Origin of the sequence: Acinetobacter sp. YH12027 (assembly GCF_013420085.1) — a bacterium.
Taxonomy (GTDB): domain Bacteria; phylum Pseudomonadota; class Gammaproteobacteria; order Pseudomonadales; family Moraxellaceae; genus Acinetobacter; species Acinetobacter amyesii.
In genome coordinates this window covers 35,470-51,062 of the sequence record NZ_VOYW01000004.1, presented here as the reverse complement: position 1 = coordinate 51,062, position 15,593 = coordinate 35,470, and the positions used below count along the sequence as shown (strand labels likewise).

General features: G+C 38.9%; 13 protein-coding genes. 2 read left to right on the top strand and 11 right to left on the bottom strand.

The features are described from left to right. The first annotated feature begins 119 nt into the window (after positions 1-119). Positions 120-1,310 carry a PilT/PilU family type 4a pilus ATPase gene (locus FTT94_RS01205; protein ID WP_180170075.1) on the top strand — a complete coding sequence of 397 codons (1,191 nt, stop codon included), beginning with the start codon at positions 120-122 and terminating at the stop codon, positions 1,308-1,310. Positions 1,311-1,407: 97 nt separating this feature from the next. Here FTT94_RS01205 and gcvH read toward each other — a convergent pair whose 3' ends face one another. The 11 genes from gcvH to FTT94_RS01150 form a co-directional block, all read right to left on the bottom strand. Beyond that, on the bottom strand, positions 1,408-1,782 hold the full coding sequence (gene gcvH, locus FTT94_RS01200) for a glycine cleavage system protein GcvH (protein ID WP_078193810.1): 375 nt from the start codon (positions 1,780-1,782) through the stop codon (positions 1,408-1,410). Between the two features lie 72 nt (positions 1,783-1,854). After that, a complete protein-coding gene (locus tag FTT94_RS01195; protein WP_078190954.1) occupies positions 1,855-2,883 on the bottom strand; it encodes an AraC family transcriptional regulator in 1,029 nt (342 codons plus the stop codon). A gap of 149 nt (positions 2,884-3,032) precedes the next feature. Continuing rightward, complete coding sequence (locus FTT94_RS01190) at positions 3,033-3,482, bottom strand: MaoC family dehydratase (RefSeq protein WP_180054813.1); 450 nt, start codon at positions 3,480-3,482, stop codon at positions 3,033-3,035. After that, positions 3,460-5,334 (bottom strand): ABC transporter ATP-binding protein, encoded by a 1,875-nt coding sequence (locus FTT94_RS01185; protein ID WP_180170074.1) that lies wholly within the window; start codon positions 5,332-5,334, stop codon positions 3,460-3,462. The genes FTT94_RS01190 and FTT94_RS01185 overlap by 23 nt, the downstream gene beginning before the upstream one ends. A gap of 98 nt (positions 5,335-5,432) precedes the next feature. Continuing rightward, positions 5,433-6,713 (bottom strand): GGDEF domain-containing protein, encoded by a 1,281-nt coding sequence (locus FTT94_RS01180; protein WP_180170073.1) that lies wholly within the window; start codon positions 6,711-6,713, stop codon positions 5,433-5,435. Between the two features lie 635 nt (positions 6,714-7,348). Beyond that, positions 7,349-8,605 (bottom strand): mechanosensitive ion channel family protein, encoded by a 1,257-nt coding sequence (locus FTT94_RS01175; RefSeq protein ID WP_373686006.1) that lies wholly within the window; start codon positions 8,603-8,605, stop codon positions 7,349-7,351. A 241-nt stretch (positions 8,606-8,846) separates the two neighbouring features. Further along, a complete protein-coding gene (locus tag FTT94_RS01170; protein ID WP_168377529.1) occupies positions 8,847-9,383 on the bottom strand; it encodes a DUF2058 domain-containing protein in 537 nt (178 codons plus the stop codon). 12 nt (positions 9,384-9,395) lie between these two features. Next, a complete protein-coding gene (locus tag FTT94_RS01165; RefSeq protein ID WP_168377528.1) occupies positions 9,396-10,070 on the bottom strand; it encodes a YoaK family protein in 675 nt (224 codons plus the stop codon). A gap of 34 nt (positions 10,071-10,104) precedes the next feature. Continuing rightward, positions 10,105-11,298, bottom strand: a complete 1,194-nt coding sequence (gene sstT, locus FTT94_RS01160) for a serine/threonine transporter SstT (RefSeq protein WP_168377527.1) — start codon at positions 11,296-11,298, stop codon at positions 10,105-10,107. Positions 11,299-11,502: 204 nt separating this feature from the next. Next, the gene (locus FTT94_RS01155) at positions 11,503-13,239 is read right to left on the bottom strand and encodes a SulP family inorganic anion transporter (RefSeq protein ID WP_180170072.1); all 1,737 of its coding nucleotides are present in this window, start codon (positions 13,237-13,239) and stop codon (positions 11,503-11,505) included. Between the two features lie 303 nt (positions 13,240-13,542). Continuing rightward, entirely contained in the window at positions 13,543-13,860 is a 318-nt protein-coding gene (locus tag FTT94_RS01150) for a helix-turn-helix transcriptional regulator (protein ID WP_078193801.1), read from the bottom strand. Between the two features lie 282 nt (positions 13,861-14,142). Between FTT94_RS01150 and cysK the strand changes: the two genes are divergently transcribed. Next, positions 14,143-15,141 carry a cysteine synthase A gene (gene cysK, locus FTT94_RS01145; protein WP_180170071.1) on the top strand — a complete coding sequence of 333 codons (999 nt, stop codon included), beginning with the start codon at positions 14,143-14,145 and terminating at the stop codon, positions 15,139-15,141. Positions 15,142-15,593 lie beyond the last annotated feature (452 nt).

Genomic DNA, 15,593 nt, shown 5'->3' with positions numbered 1-15,593 from the left:
AGTATTTTATGTTTGAGTGAATCACACTTTTTATGCACAATAATATCTAAGCCCAATACAGCGCCTGAAATAATGACAATCTGTGCTTGGGTGTTTGAAATTTTATATTGGGCAAGTTGATGTACACTGCTGAATTGCTGGAAGAAGCACGCCGTTTTATGTTCCACATGTTAACCAAAGTGGTTGAATATGGGGGTTCTGATTTATTTATTACGGCAGATTTTCCACCAAGTATTAAACATCAAGGCATGATGAAACCCTTTGGGCAGCAAGAACTTGATGCTGAGAAAACAAAGCTTTTCGCCTATAGTTTGATGAATGAGAAGCAGCGCAAAGAATTTGAGAAAGAATTAGAATGTAACTTTGCGATTAGTGTGCCAAACGTTTCGCGTTTTCGTGTCAATGTATTTCAGCAACAGTTACATGTAGGTATGGTCATTCGTACCATTACCGCAGAAATTCCAAATTTTGAAAAACTTAAATTACCGGCTTCGCTTAAGCACGTGATTATGGAAAAACGTGGTTTGGTTTTAGTGGTTGGTGGTACAGGTTCGGGGAAATCAACCTCTTTAGCGGCGTTGATTGATTATCGAAATGAAAACAGCGCAGGCCATATCATCACTGTTGAAGACCCAGTGGAATATGTGCATAAGCATAAAAAATCAATGATTACACATCGTGAAGTCGGTGTAGACAGTCATTCGTGGCATAACGCCTTAAAAAACACTCTAAGACAAGCGCCAGATGTGATTTTAATCGGTGAAATTCGTGATACCGAGACTATGGAACATGCGATTGCCTTTGCTGAAACAGGTCATCTATGTTTAGGTACGCTACATTCAAATAACGCCAATCAAACCCTAGATCGAATCATTAACTTCTTCCCAGAAGAGCGAAGAAATCAATTGCTTATGGATTTATCGAGCAATATGAAAGCGATTGTTTCGCAACGATTAATCCGGACTGAAGATGGTAAAGGACGCCGTGCAGCCGTTGAAATCATGTTAAATACGCCGCTTATTTCAGATGTGATTTTGAAAGGTGAGTTTCATGAACTAAAAGCGATTATGGCAAAATCTCGTGAACTTGGGATGCAAACTTTCGACCAAGCTTTATTTGATTTATATAATGACGGCGCTATTTCTTATGAAGAAGCTTTAAGAAATGCTGATTCAACCAATGAACTACGTTTGCAAATTAAACTTAAAAGTTCACGTGCAAATGGTACTTCAGCGGCTGCACAATCTTTTAGTATGGTTGAAGAAAAGAAAGAAGAACCTGAAAGTACCGAAGCTTCGGAAGAAATATAAGCTGGATATTTATGCAAATGGTATATAAGCCAATTCAGCTATCATATTGAAATAAAAAAATCAGCCTGAGGGCTGATTTTTTTGATATTAGAAATATTTACAGACCAGCTTCGTATTGCTCGCTTGTCAACAAAGCATCTACATCAGCCATATTGTCTGGTTTAATTTTATAAATCCAACCTTTGCTATAAGGTGCATCATTTACAAAATCAGGATCATCTTCAAGGTCCGGATTGACTTCAACAACCACACCAGAAACTGGAGCATGAATATCAGAAGCAGTTTTTACCGACTCAACCACACCCGCTTGTTCGCCAGCTGTGATATGTTGACCAACATCTGGTGCTTCAACATAAACTAAATCACCCAATGCGTCTTGTGCATGATCAGAAATGCCTGTAACAACAAGGTCACCTTCAATTCGCACCCATTCATGTGTACTTGCGTACTTTAAATCTGAAGGATGATTCATTGATAACTCCTTAAATCCATTAAATTCATTTTTGGCATGAGTTATACATGCTTTTTACGTAAAACAAAAGACTTATAAGTACGGATCTTTACGCCAATTGCTTGGGCTACGACCACTCCAGCGTTTAAATGCACGGCTGAAATTGGCAACATCGCTATAGCCCAATTCATCAGCAATTTGCTCTAAGGTAAAGTCAGTCCGTGATAGAAGCGAAGTAGCATGGCGGTAGCGAACTTCGTCGACCAAAGTTGAAAATGAAGTCCCTTCAGCAGCAAGTTGGCGTTTAAGGGTTCGATCGGACATGTGTAGCCGTTCAGCAACACTTTCGATACTTAAATAGTGCTGCTCGGAGTTGGTTAAAATGTCACGAACGCGCATGGCAATACGGTGACGTTCGCCCAAAGCGGAGAGTTCAGCTTCACATTGATTAATCGCGATTTGACTGGCAATCGGGTCTGCATGGACCAATTTATTGGTTAAATATTGCTTATCAAAACTGAGTAAAAGGTGTGGCTGATCAAATCTAAATTGGTGCCGTGGATATTTGGCAATAAACCGCTCAAAACCTTCAGGTTGAGGGAAATCAAAATCAATTTCACCAGCAGAATAATCCACACCGGTAATTGCTTTGCCCATGCTGATCATGCCAAAAATTAAGGCAATCGAAATCTCAGTACGTAAAGGCTCAATCGTAACGTCTGTTTGTAGTTGAACAGTCGCTTTGGTTCCAAAAGTCGAGAAAAAAAGCTGTAAAAAGGGCATGCGTAGCTGAATAAAACGGTTTGCCAAGACTAAGGCATCGGTTATGTCCTTCGCCGTCATGATGGCATAGCCAATAAAACCATGAATAGAGATGCGCATTTGGTTGCCCAAATGAAAACCTAAAGTGGGCTCACCGGTTAATCGTAGTGCGTGCTCTACCAATTGATTGGCGATGGGTGTTGGAATACGGAAATCTGGTTCAGCCAATTGTTCGCTGTTTAATCCGAATGGACTAAATAATGTTTCTGCAGTGTAGCCCCATCGAGATACCACATCTAAAAGGAGCAATCCATACACTCCGGGAATACCCTGATCCTGACGGGAATTAATTGTTTTCATAGCGTTCCGTTGCAATGCGGGTTTTTCTTCTGTTCAAGGTTATATTGGCATGATTCCGTGTTGTATCCCACAAAAATTGTTGGACAAACTGACTAGGCTCAACTATTTATAGCGGCCTACCTTAGCGTTGTAAAGTAGGCCGTTAAGGATTAATTCGGTTTAAAATCTTTGGAAAAGACCACAATTTTGGTCGTAGACATATAAAGAACGTCATTGTGCTGATTAAGCGCTTGCGTAACATAGGTCACAATGCCGCGGTCTGTCTTACTTTTCGACGGAGTAATTGCAGATATTTCAACTTCTACACGAATTTTATCTCCCGGACGTGTTGGGCATGGCCAACGCAGACTTGACTCAGAGCCAATTAAGCCATAAGCCACAGGGAAACATTCAGTCCATAAGCGCATCGTTACAGCAGCGGTATGCCAACCACTTGCCGCTAATCCTTGAAAGATCGGGTGCTGTTGGGCTTTGACTTCATCTGTATGAAATTCCTGAGGATCATAAGCGTTGGCAAATTGCTTGATTTCTTCAACAGTCATTTCATATTCACGACTGCTAAAGTGATCACCAACTTTAAGGTCTTCCAGATACAGCATTTTCATCTTCCTTTGATTCTACTTTATGTTGTTCTATTAAAAATCCACCGGTTTGACGCTGCCACAAGTGTGCATAAATACCATTCAAAGCAACAAGCTCTTCGTGGGTGCCTTGCTCAGCAATACGTCCTTGATCCAAGACAATCAAGCGATCCATTTGCGCAATTGTTGAAAGTCGATGCGCAATGGCAATCACAGTTTTACCTTGCATCAAATCATCTAAACTCGATTGAATCGCGGCTTCGACTTCTGAATCGAGCGCACTTGTGGCTTCATCTAAAATTAAAATCGGTGCGTCTTTTAAAAATACTCGAGCAATCGCAATACGTTGACGCTGACCACCTGATAATTTTACGCCACGTTCACCGACAAATGCGTCATAACCACGTTGACCACGTAAGTCGATCAATTGAGGAATGAATTCATCAGCTTTCGCTTTACGCACTGCATCATACATTTCTTCATCTGTTGCATTCGGGCGACCATATTTAATATTTTCTTCGACCGTACGATGCAATAACGAGGTGTCTTGAGTCACCAAAGCAATATTTTTTCTTAAGCTATCTTGGGTAATATCTTCTATATTTTGGCCATCAATCGAAATACGACCATGGTTGATATCATAAAAGTGGAGTAAAAGTTGAATTAGTGTTGATTTTCCGGCACCCGAACGCCCGACAATACCAATTTTTTCACCTGGTCGAATAGTTAAATTAAATTGATCGATGACATTTTTATCATTATAAGCAAAACTGACGTCCTCAAATTTAATTTCGCCTTGCGGTACTTTTAAGTCGGTTGCATCAGCTTTGTCTTGAATCTGAATTGGGCGACCCATGGTTTTCATCCCATCTTGAATGGTCCCGACATTTTCAAATAGGGCAGACGTTTGCCACATCATAAACTCGGAAATACTACTGAGTTTTAAAATCATAGCGGTCGCTGCTGCAATGACCCCAAGCTCAGCTTGACCATCCATCCAAAGCCAAACGGCTGTTCCAAGTACGCCACCATATAAAACAATGATCAGCAAATTCGTCGCGATGTTGTATTTTGCTGCAAGACGCATTTGCTTATACACCGTCACCATAAATTCTTTCATTGAGGCTTTGGCATATTGGCTTTCGCGGCCCGCATGGGCAAACAATTTCACCGTTTGAATATTAGTGTAAGCATCGGTGACACGACCAGTCATTACTGCGCGTGCATTGGCTTGTTCATTTGAAATTTTGCTCAATTTTGGGATGAAATAGCATGCAGAACCAATAAATAAAGCCAGCCAAAGTAATAACGGAACAATCAACAGTGGCGATATAGCACCTAAAATGACGGTGATCGAAATCAGGTAAATGAAGACATAGGCCAACATATCCCCAAGAATAATCCAAAACTCACGTACAGCCAGTGAAGTTTGCATGACTTTGGCAGATAAACGACCAGCAAAGTCGTTGTGGAAGAAATCTAAACTTTGTTTCAGTAATAAGTTATGAAATCTCCAACGTAGACGCATTGGAAAGGTGCTATATAAAATCTGATGTTTAATAATGGTTTGAAGGCAAGAAAAGAAGATATTTGCCAATAAAATAAAGCTTAAAATGGTCAGATTGGTCTGGTGCTGCTGTAAAAAGGTTTCAGGTTGAGACTTACTGATCCAATTGACTAATTCACCAATTTTGGCATAAAGCAGTGCTTCAAAACTCGCTACACCAGCTGTACAGAGTACCAATATCAATAGGTATTTTTTTACACCCGTTGCAGCTTGCCATACAAAGGGGAAAAATTTTGTCGGCAATGGTTTATTCAAGTCCTGTTCAGGATAAGCGTCAACTAAGTTTTCAAACCATTTAAGCATGCAGATAACCTGAGAATTTTACTGTAATTAATCTTTCTTTCTTCCGCTCTGAGTGTAATGGATTCGCTGGTTTTTCTCCATTTTGATTTGTTTATTTATTAAAAAGCTTGGCTGCAAAAATTCATAAAATTAAAATGTACAACCCGATTACGACCTTGGCGTTTTGCTTCATATAAAGCAATATCGGCTTGTTTAATTAACTGATCGAGTTTGGCGTGGTCAGGGTCAATTTTGGAAACACCAATGGAGATCGAAAATTTCACCAATTGACCATCCATATGAAACTGATGTTGCTCCATTTTATGTCTTAACCGTTCAGCAATTTTTAATGCATCTTCTGGGACGGTAAAAGGCAAAAGTACAATAAATTCTTCACCCCCGAAACGCGCCAACATATCGTAAAACCGCATTTCTTTACGCGCAATTTCAGCAATTTGGCATAGCACTTGGTCGCCGACATCATGTCCGTATTGATCATTAATCGCTTTAAAATGATCGACATCAAAAATCAAAAGACTGGTACAGACCGTCATTGGGGTTTCTTGGATTTTTTTATTGGCAGCATGTACAAATTGGCGACGATTGCTTAACTGGGTTAATTCATCCGTATGGGCAATTTTGCGCAGGGTATGAAAGTTCCAGTCATCTAGCAGCGCTCTTAGAAACGTTTTACGAGAGTTGAGCGTAGAGTTCCAGCAGATATACATACTGAACAGCAGCACAGGAACGTACACCAATAAAAATATTGTAAAATCACCAAAATCATTAATGCGCCATGCGCCAAAAAGGATCGCTGCCGTGATCATGGCTGAGGTCATAATCGAAGGGCGAAAATGCACATGAATACTTAAATTACCCAATACGATCAAAATAATGGCGGCATATTGATAGCTATGAACCAGTTCATTTTTCGACTGAAGTAATATCTCAAACCAGAGGATTGCAGAAAGGCAAGTCGCTAGTGGTAATATTAAATCGAGCAATTTAATCTGTTTGATATATTTAAACAGAACATAGTTCAGGCTAAATGCACCAATAATAGCAATGATACGAATCACACCTGACAGTACTTCTATGTCAGGCAGAACATAGCGATCTGCCCAAAAATAGATTAAAAATGCCAATTGAGCGAAATAGTTGACCTGCTTTAAATAGTCTTTCTGGTTGTAGTACAAAAATTTGTAATAAGCATTTTTAAACTGTGCCGGGATACGTGCAATCGGGTCGGATAAAGCACGCTCAATACGGACACGATTCTCTAAGTCACATGCTTCTGCCTGTATGAGCGTATGTTTGGCAGAAGTGCGATTAATCGATTCTATGAGTAATTGTGATTCGTTTTTAACTGATTTCTGAGAAGGTTTCTTGGGGCCTTCCATGACCAAGCTCCTATTTTAGAAGCGTTTTTATGCAACTGTTAACAAATAGTATCTAAAATTGTCTACATTTGTATAGTATTTGTTTGGGTTTTTTTAATTACTGATGTTACGCAGTAACACTAGAAGCGTAATTTGATTTAAATAAAAGTATGATACGCGGTAACGTCATCCGCAAGTGTTTGAGACAGCACTTCTTCTAATCAAAAATGTTTTTGCGATACTTTGAATAATTTGACGCTAGTGAACGAGTTTTGCGGATGACAATGGTTTTGGGTGCTTTTGCCAAAACAAAAGTACCTCCAGCCGAAGGCTAATCCCTTTATTCACCCCCTAGATGTAAGACTCCGTCGAATAGAATTAAAAATCATTTTTAAAATGTGAAATTACTGTTATGTGCGTAACATCAGTTAATTATTTTTAGTTGTTTCAGATGCATTATATTTTTAGGAAATTATACGATCAGCGCATTTATCTAGCCTGCTCTAAATCCTTGCATTGCGCGATAAACAAGCACTAGCAGATGTCGAATAGCTTTTAAAGAAAACGCCCCCAATATATATTCAATCGACATTGTGAATTCTTTAACCTAAAGAATTTCTTCTTCAAATATACATGGGGAGATGCGCAATTAAGTCTTAGCTTTTATCAACATTTGGTTGAACGAGGGTTTTAAAATCGGCACTAGAAGGGGCTTGATAGATTTTAAGACCAAACTCAGGTGTGATTGCAATCAGATGGTCAAAGATATCAGATTGAATCGCTTCATAATCTTTCCATGCAATGGTTTTACTAAAAGCATAAATCTCTAAAGGTATGCCTTCACTCGTGGGTTGTAACTGACGCACCAAAATCGTTTGGTGTTGGGCAATGCCTGAATGCTGTTGTAAGTAGAATTCTACATAGGCACGAAAGGTCCCAAGATTGGTTAAACGGCGCTGATTATATTTCGATTGATTTGAAAGTTGCTGATTAAACTGAGCAAGCTCTTCATGCTTATGATCAAGATATTGATCTAATAATAAAAATTCTTTGAGTTTGTTTTGCTCATCCTGAGTCATGAAATGAATAGAGCTTTGATCAATATAAAGCGAGCGTTTGATGCGGCGCACACCAGACTGTGCCATACCACGCCAGTTTTTAAAGGTGTCAGTCACCAGTTTATTGGTTGGAATCGTGGTAAAGGTCTTATCAAAGTTCTGCACGGTAATAGTATGTAATGACATATCAATGACATCGCCATCCGCATTAAGCGAAGGCATCTCAATCCAGTCACCAATTCGCACCATGTCATAAGAAGAAATTTGTACCGAAGCCACCAGTGACAAAATGGTGTTCTGAAAAACCAACATGAGCACGGCCGCCATAGCACCAAAGCCTGCGAGTAATGTAAATACATCTTTTTTCAGAAAAGTACCTAAGATCATTAGGCCACAAACCAAAAAGATGATCAATTTGACCAACTGCAAATAGCCTTTAATTGGTTTGTTTCTAGATTTTGGATTACGTTGATAAATCAGATTAAAAATATTTAGTAATTCAGAAATGGCTAAAGCAATGGTCAGGAAGATAAAGGCCTGACAAGCCATTTGAACGATTGAGATAAACTTCACAGATAAATGTGGGACTGTGGTTATGCCATTTAAGATTACAATTGCTGGAACAATGTTGGCAAAGCGTTTAATCACACTATGTTCTGACAAAATTTGACTGTGGCTAAATGCCATTTTAGACACGAGCTTACGAATACCACGTACCACAATTTGCTTGGCGATAAAATTTGCGATAATGGCAAAAATAATAATAAGACTGAGCGAAGTCAGCATTTCTAGCCACGGATATTGATCTGACCAGTCTTGAATATTTTTAATGAACTGAAATTTTTCCAAAATCATTCTACTCTTATTGATGTAAATGAAAGGGTTAATGATCAAACTATTGTAATTGTGGTGATTATATAAGCAATTTTATACTCGTAAAATTTACGGAGTTACGACATGTATAGTCCATAATGTTACTTATTGGGTGCTAAGGAATGATTTTTTGAAGGTATAACCGATATTTATGGACTGAAAAAGATTAATGTTGATAAAAAAAAGCCCCCGAATCGGGAGCTTCATTGGCGATTTGAAGTGCTTACCACATTAAATCATCAGGAATTACATAAGCTGCATACGGATCTTCTTCATCCGTGGTTTGTTCATTGACTTCAGAGTTATTCACAATAATAAAACCTTCCATTTTCGCATTAATACGGTCGGCTAATTCTTTTGGTAAAAAAGCATAGTTGCTATTTTCACGTGCAATAACAAGACTGCCAGCAACCAGGGCATTATAAATTTGCTGATTGATATAAAGCTTTTTAATCTTGGCATCATCGATAAATTGATAGGTCGATTCGCCATCGGTATCACGAATTTTATGCTGATTAATCATTTGCATGATGGCAGCTTTTAATTCTTTTTCTTGCAAAACTGCTTTACGATCTTGCTCTAAAGCATGATCTTTGGCCATTTTCTGCTGCTGATCTTGCTCAATTTTCGCCTTGATTTCAGCATCTTTACTTTCACCAGTACGTTTTTCATGTACGGCTTGTTTAGACAATTTTTTTGCCTTTTTATTATCGACCAGACCTGCTTTAAGCAGTTGCGCCTGTAATGCATTTTTAACCATAGTACGTTCCAACTAATCGTGTATATGTCGATAATGAAAATAGATGATCCAATATACTGCGCTCATAACTACACTGAGTGCGGCAGGAATTAGGAATGCGTTTAATTTTAAATAAGGATAAAGCCAACTGGCAAGTATGCCACCAACGATAAATCCAACCAAAATTAATACATGTAAAACTACACGTTTAGACTCAACAGGCAATCCGCGAGCTTTATAGCCCAAAGCTAAACCTAAGTCCGTCAAAACACCAGAGAGATGTGTGGTACGAATAATGGTACCTTTATAGTGGCTGACCATTGCATTTTGTACACCCATCGCCACGCATGCCCAAAGCAAAGCGTAACGTGGAAAATAGGGCAATATCATCCAACACAGGACAATAAAAAAAGCCACTAAGCTTAATGGGACGCCATAACGTCGCGTTAAGCTAAAGTGACTATTTCCTAGAATTAGCCCACTATAAAATGAGCCAATCACATAACAGAGCAACACTAAAATCAAATAAATAATTGTAGCCGGCTGCCATGCAATTAAAGCCATGGCTAACATACTGACATTACCCGTCATGTGAGATACCGACTGGTGCAAGATCGTCACCAGGCCGAGTACATTAATCATTCCTGCATTCACTGCGAGAAAAAAAGCACCCAGTTGTATCCAAAGCGGTAAAGTCTGAAAAGGCATGGCCTCGCCTTAAAAAGTATCCAATATCAGGATATTATCTTAAACCACGGTCGACTGCAGCTGTAAATAATACGTCAGTCGAAGAGTTTAAAGCTGTTTCAGTTGAATCTTGAAGTACGCTAATAACCATACCAATGGCAACAACTTGCATCGCGATATCACTTGAAATACCAAACAGGCCACAAGCCACTGGAATAAGCAGCAATGAACCACCAGCAACACCTGAAGCACCACATGCAGAAACGGTAGCAACGACTGATAAAATCAACATTGTGCTGAAATCAACAGAAATGCCCAAAGTATGAACTGCTGCTAGTGTGAGGACTGTAATTGTGACCGATGCACCTGCCATATTGACAGTTGCACCTAAAGGAATCGCTACGCTTGCAGTTGACTCTGGTACACCAAGACGCTTTGCAAGGTCTAAGTTAACTGGAATGTTTGCAGCGGAACTACGTGTAAAGAATGCAGTGATACCACTTTCACGTAGACATTGGAAAACCAATGGGAACGGGTTTGAGCGAGTCATAAATGCCACCATTAGTGGGTTAATGACCAAAGCTACAAAGAACATGGTACCGAGTAATACCGCAAGTAAGTGCGCATAACTAACAAGCGTTTTTAGACCTGAGTCGGCAAATGTAACAGCAACCAAACCGAAGATACCAATAGGTGCAAAGTTAATCACTAAACGGATCACTTTATTCACTGCATCAGCAGCGTCAGATAAAAAGACTTTGGTGTTCTCTGATGCATGACGAAATGCAATACCTAAGGTAACAGCCCAAGCCAAAATACCAATGAAATTTGCTTCAGAAATTGCTGTAACAGGGTTTGCGACAAAACTTAATAATAAGTTTTTCAATATTTCAGCAAGACTGCCTGGCGGCACAAGGTTTTCTGCAGCAACATCAAGAATTAATGTACTAGGGAATAAAAGGCTTGCTACTACTGAACTTAAAGCAGCAAGGAACATACCAATAGCGTACATCAACATAATCGGTTTAATGTAAGAATTACTGCTACCCACTTTGAAATTTGCAATGGATGACAGTACAAGTACAAAGACCAGTATCGGTGCTACGGATTTCAATGCCTTAATGAATAAATCACCAAGCAAACTTAAATAGGGTGCAACGCCCGGAGCCACAACAGCAACCAATACACCTAAAATAATGGCGATAATAATTCGGGTTACTAAACTCAAGCGTGTAAATGCTGAAAACATAGGAGAGCCTTGTCAGAATTACAATGACAAAATGATGAAAATTAGTGCTGTATTTTATACGAAAATATAGAATGCTTATAAAATAATTTTATTTAAAAATAAATCTTTGTTTTTTATAATCTATTTTTGTGTATTAAAATGTAAGCCTTTCAAAACTCACTGTTTATCAAATTTGGTTTGATTAAACAGTGAGCGAATACACCTTTAAATTTGGTATTCAGAACTGGCTGTAGCAAGCTCTGTCATGGCTTGATAATGGGTGAGAAAAATTTGACCACTCAAATGAGTGAGTAATTTTGAGTGCTGCAATTTATCCATGACAGGACCTTTGACTTCAGAAAAATGCAGTCGAATATCTAATTTTGATAATTCAGCATTTAACTCTTCCAACATTTCTAAGGCACTTAAGTCAATTGAACTGACGCTTGAGCAATTGATAACAACATGCTCTAGGTCAATATTTTGACTGACTTCATTGATCAGGAAACCTTTAAGCGTATTGGCATTTAAAAACGAGATATTTTCATCTATACGGAGCGAGAGTATATGTGGTGCGGTATAGACATGATGACGCTGTACATTGCGGAAGTGCTGTGTGCCTTCGACTAAACCGATCACCGCAATGTGTGGACGACTGATGCGCCATAACAACAGAATAAAAGTAGAAATGATGCCAATAATGAGACCTGTAGAAATATCGATACACACCACACCGAAAAAGGTCACCCACATCGCAATCCCGTCAGCTTTTGAATAACGCCATGTATCCACAAAAGGTTTAAAGTCGACTAATTTCCAAATGGAAACAATAATTGTGGCCGCCAAGATCACTAAAGGTAAGTCTTGGAAAAAACCAGTGAAGTAGAGACTGACAACGATAATCAGCAATGACGACAACACACCTGCCATCGGTGTTTTTGCACCTGCATCTGCATTAACAACTGTACGCGATAAGCTACCCGTCACAGGAAAGGCAGAGCTAACACCTGCGCTTAGATTGGCTAAACCTAAAGCGATCAACTCTTGGTTACTATTGAGTTGGCTGCGTTGTTGTAAGGCAGTAGCTTGAGCAATAGAAAGTGACTCAACAAAACTGATCATGGCAATCATTGTTGCACCGGGCAGTAAGGTTTGTACCAATTCCCAGTTCCAATGTGGAAAGCTTAAGGGTGGAAAACCTGAAGGAATTTCACCGACAGTTTTAATGCCGACATTTTGCAGGTCAAATAACATCACCGATACAATCGAGATCACCACTAATATCAGTGGCAGTGCTTTACTTAGAAAGGCAGTAGAGCCGAATCTAGATTGAATTGATTGAGTCGCCAATATTTTCGGTACATAGATTAAAAACAGTATGGCCAGCACACCAAAAATGAGTGAAGCAAAGTGAGTCAAACTCAGGTATTCCCACAAACTTAAAACAAACTCAGGGATGTTGTTGGCTTTTAGCGGGACATCGACAAGAAACTTAAACTGACCGAGCGCAATGAGCAGAGCCGAGGCAATAATGAAGCTTTTAATGACAGGATGACTGATCAGCTGAATTAAAAAACCAAAACGTAGTACACCTAGCAGCAGAGAAATCAGCCCGACCATTAAGGCCAAAAGTGTAGCGGCTTCAATATAAACAGGCGAACCAACTTCAAATAGCGGATTGAGCGTGGCGAAGGTCATCATCGAAATGATTGCCACAGGGCCTATAGATAAGGTTGAACTTCCACCAATGAGGGCGTAGACAATCATAGGTAAAATACTGGCATATAAACCCATGATTGGGGGTAAACCTGCCAGCATGGAATACGCCATACCTTGAGGGACTAACATGGCAATCACGATTAGCGAAGCAAGTACATCAGATTTAAATTTCACAGTGCTGTAGTGCTGTAACCACTGCCAAGCAGGAAATTTCTGTAAGAAATGAGGTTTTAAATCTGACATAAACTTATCTAAATCACAATTTCATATATATTATGCATAAAAAATGCTAAGAAGTCTTGTGCAATAAATTTTGAGCGTACAACATTGCAGGAAATTTAAGGGGATATTTAAGAAGCCATCATTTTAAATGAATTAATGAAAAGTATGAGCTGATTTAAAGCTTTGGATATTCGATATAAATATAGATATTTTGAAGAAGTTTGGAGGGTAAATTGAGATATTGAATTGCTGCCCATTGCGATAATTCATCTATAGTGGTGCAAGAACAGCATGTCTGGCTTGAAATTTTAAAATAACTGAGTGTTATTTATAAGATTGGTTGCAATACAATTGGTAAAGAGTATTGAGAACTTGAACTAAATTTGCATCTTTAATTGAATAATAAATTTGCTTTCCATCACGACGCGTGGTCACAACATCACTTTTGCGTAACATCATCAGTTGTTGTGAGAGGGTTGGCTGTTTAATATCAGTGATTTCTTCAATCTGAGACACATTCAATTCTTGCTGTGCTAGATGACATAAAATTAGTAGACGATCCGTATTTGCCAGCGACTTTAAAACGCCCACGACTAATTCGGCAGAATCACGCATAGTAGTGATTTCCAGATCGGTATTCATTGGATATGTCCATACGATTAACAACAGCTCAAGTATACGGATATCACGGCTTAATACATTGAATAAATAAGACAATTTCTATGGTTTTTTATGAAATCAAATATCATTAATTTTTATAAGTTTAAATTTAGTTAATCAGTTAAATTTATTGCTTGATTTTAGTGCAAGCTTTCACAAAATGCACATAAATATAAGACATTAGCTTAAAAAATCATGCACACTTTGAAAATAATTGTATCATCTAAAGATCGTATTCAATAAATACACAAGGGATAAATAGTCATGACAACAGATTCAGCTTTTCCAGCAACGAGTAATTTAGGTATCGCAGTATATAGTAATAACGCTGAAGCGATTGGTAATACACCTTTGGTTCGTATTAATCGTGCGATTCAGTCAGATGCAACGGTCTTGGCTAAAGTTGAAAGCCGTAACCCAGCATTTTCAGTGAAATGTCGTGTAGGTGCAGCTCTCATTGCAGATGCAGAAGAAAAAGGTTTATTAAAACCGGGTATGCATATTGTAGAACCTACAAGTGGTAATACAGGGATTGCTTTGGCATTTGTTGCAGCTGCGAAAGGTTATGCAATTACATTAACCATGCCAGCAAGTATGAGTATCGAACGCCGTATGGTGTTGAAGTCTTTTGGTGCAAATCTCGTATTGACTGAACCTGCTAAAGGCATGAAAGGTGCGGTCGAAGAAGCACAGCGCCTCGTTGCCGAACATCCTGAAACGTATTATTTACCACAACAGTTTGAAAACCCTGCAAACCCTAAAATTCATGAATTGACCACTGGCCCAGAAATTTGGGAAGCAACTGGTGGTAAAGTGGATATTTTAGTATCGGGTGTAGGTACAGGTGGTACGATTTCTGGCATTTCAAGTTATTTTGAAAAAGTGAAAAATCAGCCGCTTTATTCTGTTGCGGTAGAACCGGCTGAATCCCCGATTATCGCCCAAGCGAAAAAAGGCGAAACACTGACTCCTGGGCCGCATAAAATTCAGGGGATTGGCGCTAACTTTATTCCGGGTAACTTAGATCTAGACCTTGTTGATGAAGTGATCGGTATTGAAAGTGCTGAAGCAATTGAGTGGGCGCGTAAAACGGCTACTCATGACGGTATTTTAGTGGGTATCTCTAGTGGCGCGGCAATGGCAGCTGCGGCAAAACTTGCTGCACGTCCTGAGAATGCAGGCAAAACCATTGTGGTCATTTTACCGGATGGTGGTGAACGTTATCTTTCGTCAGTTTTATTTGAAGATATTAGTGCTGACTAATAGGTCTGACATGAAAAAAAGCCCGTTCATTTGAATGGGCTTTTTTATTGATGATTTTGTTATTTATACTTGTCTTAAGCCGCGTCTTGATCATCGTTTTTGGCATTTTTTGTTTAATTTTTCGTTTAGGCGGTTCATATCCTAACTTTCGAGCGATATATTTAAACAGGAAGCCTAAGAGTATGCATATCGTGACAGCAGGGATAACCACTTGAGTGAGCCAAACATCAATATGATCTAGACTCCAACTTAAAATTAAAAATAAAAAAGCACACAAATATGCGCAGTTAAAGCAAATGTTCGACAGTTTGTACATGCGAAAGAGAGTAATTCGTTTGGTGGTCACGAATCTCTATCTTACTGAATAATGAGGAAAGGTGTAGTTTTAATATCAGAAAAATAAACTAATTGAATAATCATTATTCAATATTATTGATTATGTTTTTAAATCT